The organism is Rhodopirellula sp. JB055, assembly GCF_043100905.1.
In the GTDB taxonomy this organism is placed as follows: domain Bacteria; phylum Planctomycetota; class Planctomycetia; order Pirellulales; family Pirellulaceae; genus Rhodopirellula.
Genome location: NZ_JBICHO010000556.1, coordinates 1 through 7,733, shown reverse-complemented (window position 1 = coordinate 7,733; position 7,733 = coordinate 1). Strand labels below are relative to the sequence as shown.

4 protein-coding genes are annotated in these 7,733 nt (G+C 57.7%); all 4 read left to right on the top strand.

Annotated elements, in window-relative coordinates; translation table 11 throughout:
- Positions 1-2 precede the first annotated feature (2 nt).
- The gene (locus ACF8AM_RS21795) at positions 3-2,432 is read left to right on the top strand and encodes an alpha/beta hydrolase (RefSeq protein ID WP_392557678.1); all 2,430 of its coding nucleotides are present in this window, start codon (positions 3-5) and stop codon (positions 2,430-2,432) included.
- Positions 2,433-3,044: 612 nt separating this feature from the next.
- Positions 3,045-4,106: an AAA family ATPase gene (locus tag ACF8AM_RS21790; RefSeq protein WP_392557677.1), complete on the top strand. Its 1,062-nt coding sequence runs from the start codon at positions 3,045-3,047 to the stop codon at positions 4,104-4,106.
- A complete protein-coding gene (locus ACF8AM_RS21785) occupies positions 4,096-4,977 on the top strand; it encodes a DUF58 domain-containing protein (RefSeq protein WP_392557679.1) in 882 nt (293 codons plus the stop codon). Before ACF8AM_RS21790 ends, ACF8AM_RS21785 begins: the two co-directional genes overlap by 11 nt.
- 252 nt (positions 4,978-5,229) lie before the next feature.
- The coding region (locus tag ACF8AM_RS21780; protein ID WP_392557676.1) for a BatA domain-containing protein at positions 5,230-7,733 on the top strand (2,504 nt) is incomplete at its 3' end.

Below are 7,733 nucleotides of genomic sequence, written 5' to 3'. Positions count from 1 at the left end.
TGCTGAACGCAGAGCAGTTGATTTCGTTGCGGAACGGCATGGTGCTGCGGGGCGTCTACTTGGAAATCGCCGGCATGAACCAGAACGCCTTTTCGGCGGCCGGCGAAGGCGGCATTCAAAACCGTCCCATTTGGGTTGTCGACGATGGGTTGCGCCGAACCTATGTTCACCGGCGAGGCATGGTCGCCGCCGAGCCTCGCGATGTTCCCGATTTGCACGAACGGATTGAGTTCTTTCAGCCGGTTCCTGACGGCGGAGAACAGGTTGCCTCGATTGGCCAGACGCTCGGTGTAACTCCATTCAATGAATTTGGGCGTCGGCGAATGACCGTTCGTGGCCCATCCGGATCACCGTTTGCGATTCTGCAGGGCATCACTGAATTGACGGCCAAGTACGCCCGGGTCGAAGCACTCAAAACGGACGATTCGATCAACTTGGACATGCGGATTGCAACGTCCAGTATCAGCAGCGATCAGCTTCGGAACATCTTCCGGCGGAACACGGATCCAAAGGACGTCGACGCTCGGCTGAACGTCGTCCGGTTCTTTGCGGAGTCGGAGCGGTATGCCGACGCACGTCGTGAGCTGGTTCGGATCTTGGATGAGTTCCCTGAAAGCTCGGATCTGAAACCGATCGTGGGTCAGTATGTTGAGAACGAAGCGAGGCAGTTGCTCGAGCAGGCTGAGCTGAGGCGTGAGTCGGGCCAACCCAAGTTGGCGCGAGCGATCTTGAATCAGTTTCCGACTCGAGTGGTCAGTCGGGTGACACAGGTCAAGGTTGCTGACTTGATCGAATCAATGGATGAAACCCAAACGCAGATCGACACGGTTCACAAACGCTTGGGCGATTTGGTGGGAGAGTTGCAGGAGCCAGTGCAGGATTCGTTGGGTGGTGTGGTTGCGGAGATCAAAGCGGAGCTGACGCCCGCAACACTGCCGCGTTTGAGTGACTTTGTTCGCATGGGCGGCAACGCGGCCATGGATCCGGAAACCCGTGTGTCGCTCGCGGTGGCCGGTTGGTTGCTGGGCAATGGTTCTGGTGAAACGAACCTGAAGATCGTTTTGTCGTTGATTGATGTGCGGTCGTTGGTTCGCGAATATTTGATGGAAGAGGATCCCGGCAAGCGGCAGGAGATTCTCGAGCGGTTGTCTTCCTTGGAAGGCGCTCGAGCCGACTACATCGCGAAAATGTTGCCACTGATGAAGCCACCTTTGGCGGATGCCATTGGACCGGACCCGTCGATCGTCGCGGACCCATCCGTCGATGGAATGTTCCACATCGGTTTGGATCAAGACGGGTTTCATGCGGTGCAAGCCGAGGATCCCAGCGTGGTTCCGCCCGTTTCTTATGTGGTGCAATTGCCGCCGGAGTACGACCCTAACCGAACGTATCCCTGTGTGGTTGCCATGCATGCCGCGGGGGCGATCGCTGAAACACAATTGAATTGGTGGGCGGGAATACCTCAGCAGTCGTTCTTGCAGCACGAGGATGATTCGGGCCAGGCGGCGGAGGGGGGCTCAACAGCGGATTCTTCGCTGGACGAACCGGAGGTGCCCTCCATGATGCGGTTGGGGCATTCGATTCGGCATGGTTTCATCGTGGTGGCGCCGCGCTGGACGCGAGGCGGCCAAGGCGATTACGAGTACACGATGCGTGAGCACGACGCGGTGCTCAGTTCGCTGCGTCATGCGATGCGGCATTTCGCGATCGATTCGGATCGCGTATTCATTGGCGGACACGGCCAAGGCGGCACCGCGGCTTGGGACATTGCGGTTTCGCATCCGGATCTGTGGGCGGGCATGATCAGCATCAGCAGTCGGCCTGGCAAAACGTTGTTGCACTACAACGAGAACTCGAAGTACGTGCCCGTCTACATCGTCAAAGGAGACAAAGACGGTGTGCCCCTGCGAGACTTTGGCGCGATCTATGACCGCTACATGACCTACGATCACGACGCGATGATCGTGCTGTATCGCGGTCGCGGGTTGGATTTCTTTTTCGAGGAAGCCGACCGGATCTTTGAGTGGATGAAGACGCCGGGGCATCGCCGGCCTGCGCCACCGGAAGAATTGGAGGTGGTCTCGATGCGAGACGGTGATCGCTATTTTTGGTGGTTGGAATGGGATGAGATGTTGCCTGGGCTGTCGATCAATCCGATTCTTTGGTCGGACGCGGAACGTTTGAAAGCCGCTCCGGTCAAGGCTCGTGTGATGGCTAACAACGAAGTCGTCATCACCCAGGCTCCTTCGGATGCTTACACGGTATGGTTGTATCCCCAGATGCCATTGGATTTCAAAGAGACGATTACGGTGCGCTATCGTTCGCGGCGAAAGGATTTCACGTTTGATCAATCCGTGGGGGTGATGTTGGAAGACGTTCGCGTGAGGGCTGATCGGGAACGTCCGTTCTGGGGGAAGGTGCAGATTCCCTGAGCGGTTTTGCCGTCGATTGGTCAGGCTTGTCCGGCATCCGCCAATCTGACGGGCAAGAGTCCCTGTCGTACCAGGAGGACGAACGCCGCCGTTCAGGCGTACGCGAGGGTGAGGGCCGAGCGTGGGAAACGGCGCGGACAGCCCTCCCACGGAATTCTCGCTGAACGCTCGCATTCCGACCCTCCCCCAACTGCGTTCAGGAGGATGAATTCAAACTTGTGAGCACCGCGTTTGGAAAGCTGCACGATCTCCCTGTGTTGAACCTCCCTGTGTTGAACGTTTCCTAGGTAGGGAGTTTGCGTTCTCTATCAGATCGCCAACCCAAGCTTTTTGCAGTGCTGGCGAACGTCCAAGCGGCTTGCGGGATTCAGACCAATCATTTCGGCGTGCTTGCTTAACATCGGCGATGATTCTGCCGGTGTCTTGCGGGTGGGGGTGTTGGTGTCGGCCCTTCATGCGTTTCCATCGCGTAACAACCGCTCGCGAAGCAATTGACTGGTCTACTCTGCCGGTGTCCGGTGGACTACCTTGGTAAGGCGTACTGGAGCGATTGGACGCTAGATCGTTGCCGCGTGATCTTTGGACAAAGATATCCCGATTGAGACATCCTGGATGAATGCACCTGAATCAAACTCCGCTGCCATCGGTGAAGCGGACCTCAACTTGCTTCACGACGCTCGTCGGCGAGTGTTGGAAGAGTTGGGAAAGATCATTGTCGGCCAAGAGGAAGTCATTGATGAAATCCTGATCTGTTTGTTCAGTCGGGGGCACGTTTTGCTCGAAGGCGTTCCTGGGTTGGCGAAAACGCTGATGATCAGCACGCTGGCGAAGACGTTGGATTTGTCCTTCAGCCGCATTCAGTTCACACCTGACTTGATGCCTGCCGACGTAACGGGCACCGAGATCATGGAAGAGGACCGGGCCACGGGACATCGCGAATTGCGTTTCATGCCGGGGCCTTTGTTTGCCAACGTGGTCTTGGCCGATGAGATCAACCGGACGCCGCCCAAAACACAGGCGTCATTGCTCGAAGCCATGCAGGAACGTCAGGTCACTGCGGGCCGCGAACGGCATCAACTGGATGACCCGTTTTTCGTCTTGGCGACGCAAAACCCGATTGAGCAGGAAGGCACGTACCCGTTGCCGGAAGCTCAACAAGACCGGTTCATGTTCAAGATCTACGTCGACTACCCGTCGTTCGACGAAGAGTTTGAAGTGGCTCGGCGAACGACTGGCACCGCTTCGGCGGAGACCACGCCGGTTCTTCGCGGCGAAGAGATTCTGCGACTGCAACAATTGGTGCGTCAGGTTCCTGTCAGCGACCACATTGTGCGATACGCGTTGTCATTGGTTCGGCAGACTCGTGTTGGTGGTGAAGGCGTGCCAGAGTTCGTTGAGGACTTGGTGGGCTGGGGAGCCGGGCCGCGTGCGGTTCAGTTCTTGATCTTGGGTGGCAAGGCTCGCGCGTTGCTGCAAGGCCGCCATCATGTCCAGGTCGAAGACATTCAAGCTCTCGCACCGCCCGTTTTGCGTCACCGGATGGTGGTGAACTTTGCTGCTGAAAGCGAAGGCATCACCAGCGACGAAGTGGTCGCCCGACTCATTGATGCCACCCCGACGACCGAGGACGAATTGTCTCGCGATGCCCGATTCCAAAAGATATTTGCGTCCTGAGGTCACCGCTCGCATTCGCCGGTTGGAATTGACCGCCCGGCGAGTCGTGGAGGGGTTTTTATCAGGGATGCACCGAAGCCCGTACTTCGGCCAATCAATCGAGTTTCTGCAGCACCGCCAGTATGTTCCCGGCGATGAGTTGCGGCACATCGATTGGAAGGTGTACGCGCGCCAGGATCGGTTGCACATCAAACAGTACGAAGAAGAAACCAACCTGCGGTTGCAATTGCTGGTCGACTGCAGCGGCAGCATGTCGTACGGCGAGGGCGACGAAAACAAATTCCAGTACGCAGCGTCGCTGGCCGCCTCGTTGGCCTACCTCGCTCTTCGTCAAAAAGACGCGTGTGGGTTGTACACGTTTGACACTCAGCTTCGTGACAGTGTCCCGGCGAAATCGAGCCAGCATCAGCTCAATCGCATGTTGACCTGTTTGGCGTCCGCCGATCACGAAGGAGAAACCAAACTCGACCACGTCGCCAAACAACTCGCGGCGGCGATTCCGCGGGCTGGTGTGGTGTGCGTGATTTCCGATTTGTTGGGAGTGGAGGAATTGCAGGAGGGCCTGCGAGTGCTGCGGGCGCGCGGCCACGATGTCGCGTTGATCCACGTCCTTCACGATGACGAGATGGACTTTGATTTCACCGGCGCGACACGCTTCGAGGGGTTGGAAGTTGAGTCGGCACTGAATTGCAATCCCGCCGCACTTCGGGAAGGCTACCTCGAGGCTCTCGATGACTTTTTAGATAAGACGCGGCGAGCCTGTGGCCGGCTGAAAATCGATTACTTGCAGGTCCGTACGAGCGAACCACTTGATGCCGTGCTCGCCCGTTTTCTCTCGGCGCGGCAGGCACTCCCCAAACTTCGTAATTGAGTTGCCTTTGTCCATGGAAAACAATGCAATCAGTGGCCTATCACGATTTATTTTTGCGGTAGTGGACGAGGCCACGAGTCCTGAACTGGCGCCAAAGGCAAGGACTCATCGCCTCGTCCACTGCGATCAACTCTCACTTTTAACTTTGACAAACCACTAGGATTCCCGCTTGTGGATTCGAAAACGCAAGCTCAAAGCCGATGCCACGCTCGCTTTCATTCTTCTGAGTCCAACCTTTAAAGCACCAACGTTTTGTTCCTTTATCCCGTCCTGTCGATTGGTTTCGCGTTTGTCGCGGTGCCGCTCTTGGTTCACCTGATCAACTTGCTTCGGCATCGCCGGACCAAGTGGGCGGCGATGGATTTTTTGCTGGCCAGTTACCGGAAACAACGCCGCTGGATTGTTCTGCGCCAACTGTTGTTGTTGCTTTCTCGGTTGGCGGTCGCGGCGTTGCTGATCGCGTTGCTAGCGGGCTTGGTTGGCGGACGTCAGTGGATCGGGGCGCTTGGTGGGCAGACGACACACCATGTGATCGTGCTCGACGACAGTTATTCGATGCAGCAAATTGTTTCGCGTCGCGGGACGGAGGGCGATGTGGCGGACGCCGAGGCAAGCGGAGTGGTCGGCAACACCGCCTACGACCGGGCGTTGGCATCTGTTGCCGGATTGGTGAAACGGTTGGCGGCGGACGGCGACAATCACACGTTGACGGTGATGCGAGCGAGTCGTGCTGCAATGGTCGCTTCGGGTGAGAATGCGTCCGCCGATGTCGCAGCGGATTTGTCCGCGCAAACCATTTCTCCCGACGGTCGGCAAGTCGAACGTTTGATGGCGACTCGAGCTTCGTCGCTGCGGACCGATTTGGTGTCGGCGATCGATTTGGCATCCGATCTGATTGCGGCCACAACCGCTGACTCGCAAACCTTGTACGTCGTCAGCGATTTCACTCAGCGCGATTGGGCGGCGCCGCGACGGATGGCCGAGGCATTGGAAAACGCCGACCAAGCTGGGGCGAAGATTCAAATGATCGATTGTGTCCCCAATCAAGCCAGTAACACGGCTCGCAATCTCGCCATCACCGACTTGACGCCCTCGCCCGATGTTTGGGTCGCGGGGGTTCCCGTCGTCGTCAACGTCACGGTCAAGAACTACTCGTCGCGAGAGGCAACCAATGTGGCTCTGTCGGCCAGCGTGATCACATACGGTGACCAAGTCCAAACCGCGGATCCAACGCTGACGGTCAGTGGCGAAGTTCAAAACTTGCCCGTGATTTTGATTGACTCCATTCCTGGTGGCCAGCAACTGACGAAGTCCTTTCAGGTCTTCATCAACCAAGTCGGCACGCATGTCGTGAAAGTGGATTTGCCAACCGATGCACTGGAGATAGACAATTCGCGGGTCTGCACGATTCCACTGGCCGACGCGCAGCGAGTGTTGGTGATCGATGGGGGCGATTCCGATGCGATCGGAGCTTATCACGTGGCCTCGGTTCTGGATCCTGGCAGCCAGGTTCGAATCGGTGCGATCCCGGAAGTCCAGCCGGTGACGATGTTGCGAGACGTGACGGTGGAGCAACTGTCGCGTTATCGAGCGGTCTACTTGATCGATGTGCCCGAGCTTTCCAAACGCGCCGTGGATTCGCTGAAGCAATACGTGCAAGACGGAGGCGGCTTGGCTTGGTTTTTGGGCGACGACGTCAACGCGGACAATTACAACACGTTGGTCGGTGGCAAAGCCGGCGGCCTGTTGCCGTTTGACATTGCTCCCACCGTTTCGTTTGGAGATGAGTCGGAGGAATCGCCTAAATTGGTGCTCGGCAAAAACGCGGAGTTGCTGGGCCCGATCGCTTCGGCGGGCAACGGGATCTTTGGGCTGGTCAGCATTCGCAAGCAGTGGGTGCCGGCTCGATCTGCCACAGAGGAATTGAGGGAACAGTTGACGGAGGACGAATCCGAAGGCGATTCGGTTGACGCCCGCGATGACTCCCAGGCGAACGTTCAAACGTTGCTGGCTCGCGCCGATGAGACTCCCGTGGCAACGCTTCACGGTTTGGGGCGGGGCCGTGTGGTGACCGTGACCACGGGGCTCGATGGGAATTGGAACAACTGGCCGGGCGATCCAACGTTTGTGGTTTTCTTGCTGCAAAGCAACGCGATGTTGTTCAGCGGTGCCGCTCCGCCGACCAGTCGCTTAGTCGACTCAGTGGCTGAAATTGATGTGCCCGGCGAACGCTATTTGCCGACGGTTGTGTTGTTACCGCCGGCGGACGAACCCCCACGATTAGAAATTGAATTGGAAGCGGCGGCGAACGAATCGACGATCGAGGTTTCGCCTCGAGAATTGATCGTGGCTGACCAGGCTGGCTTGGATGAGTTGTTGGTGCCCGGAACGATCGAATGGCAACGCACGGGAACGGACGGGCAAACGAGCGTGTTGCCCGTCGCCTCGGTGCTGAATGTTGGTGAGTCGGATTTGGCTCGCGTGACCAGTGCGGAAGTGATCCGAGACTTGTTGCCTCTGGAGTTTGAGTTTCTTTCGCCTGGGGATTGGGGAGACACGGGAGTTGGCGGCGGGATGTCGACGTTCTTGTTGGTGTTGTTGGCACTGCTGTTGTTGATGCTGGCGATCGAACAGGCTCTCGCGGCCTGGGCGTCGTATCACGTTCGGCCGACAGGGGACGGTTACAGCGGAAGCCGGCAACGTCGTGGCGTTCGAAACACATCTTCCTCCGAGATGCCACGTCCAGCACCACGCGG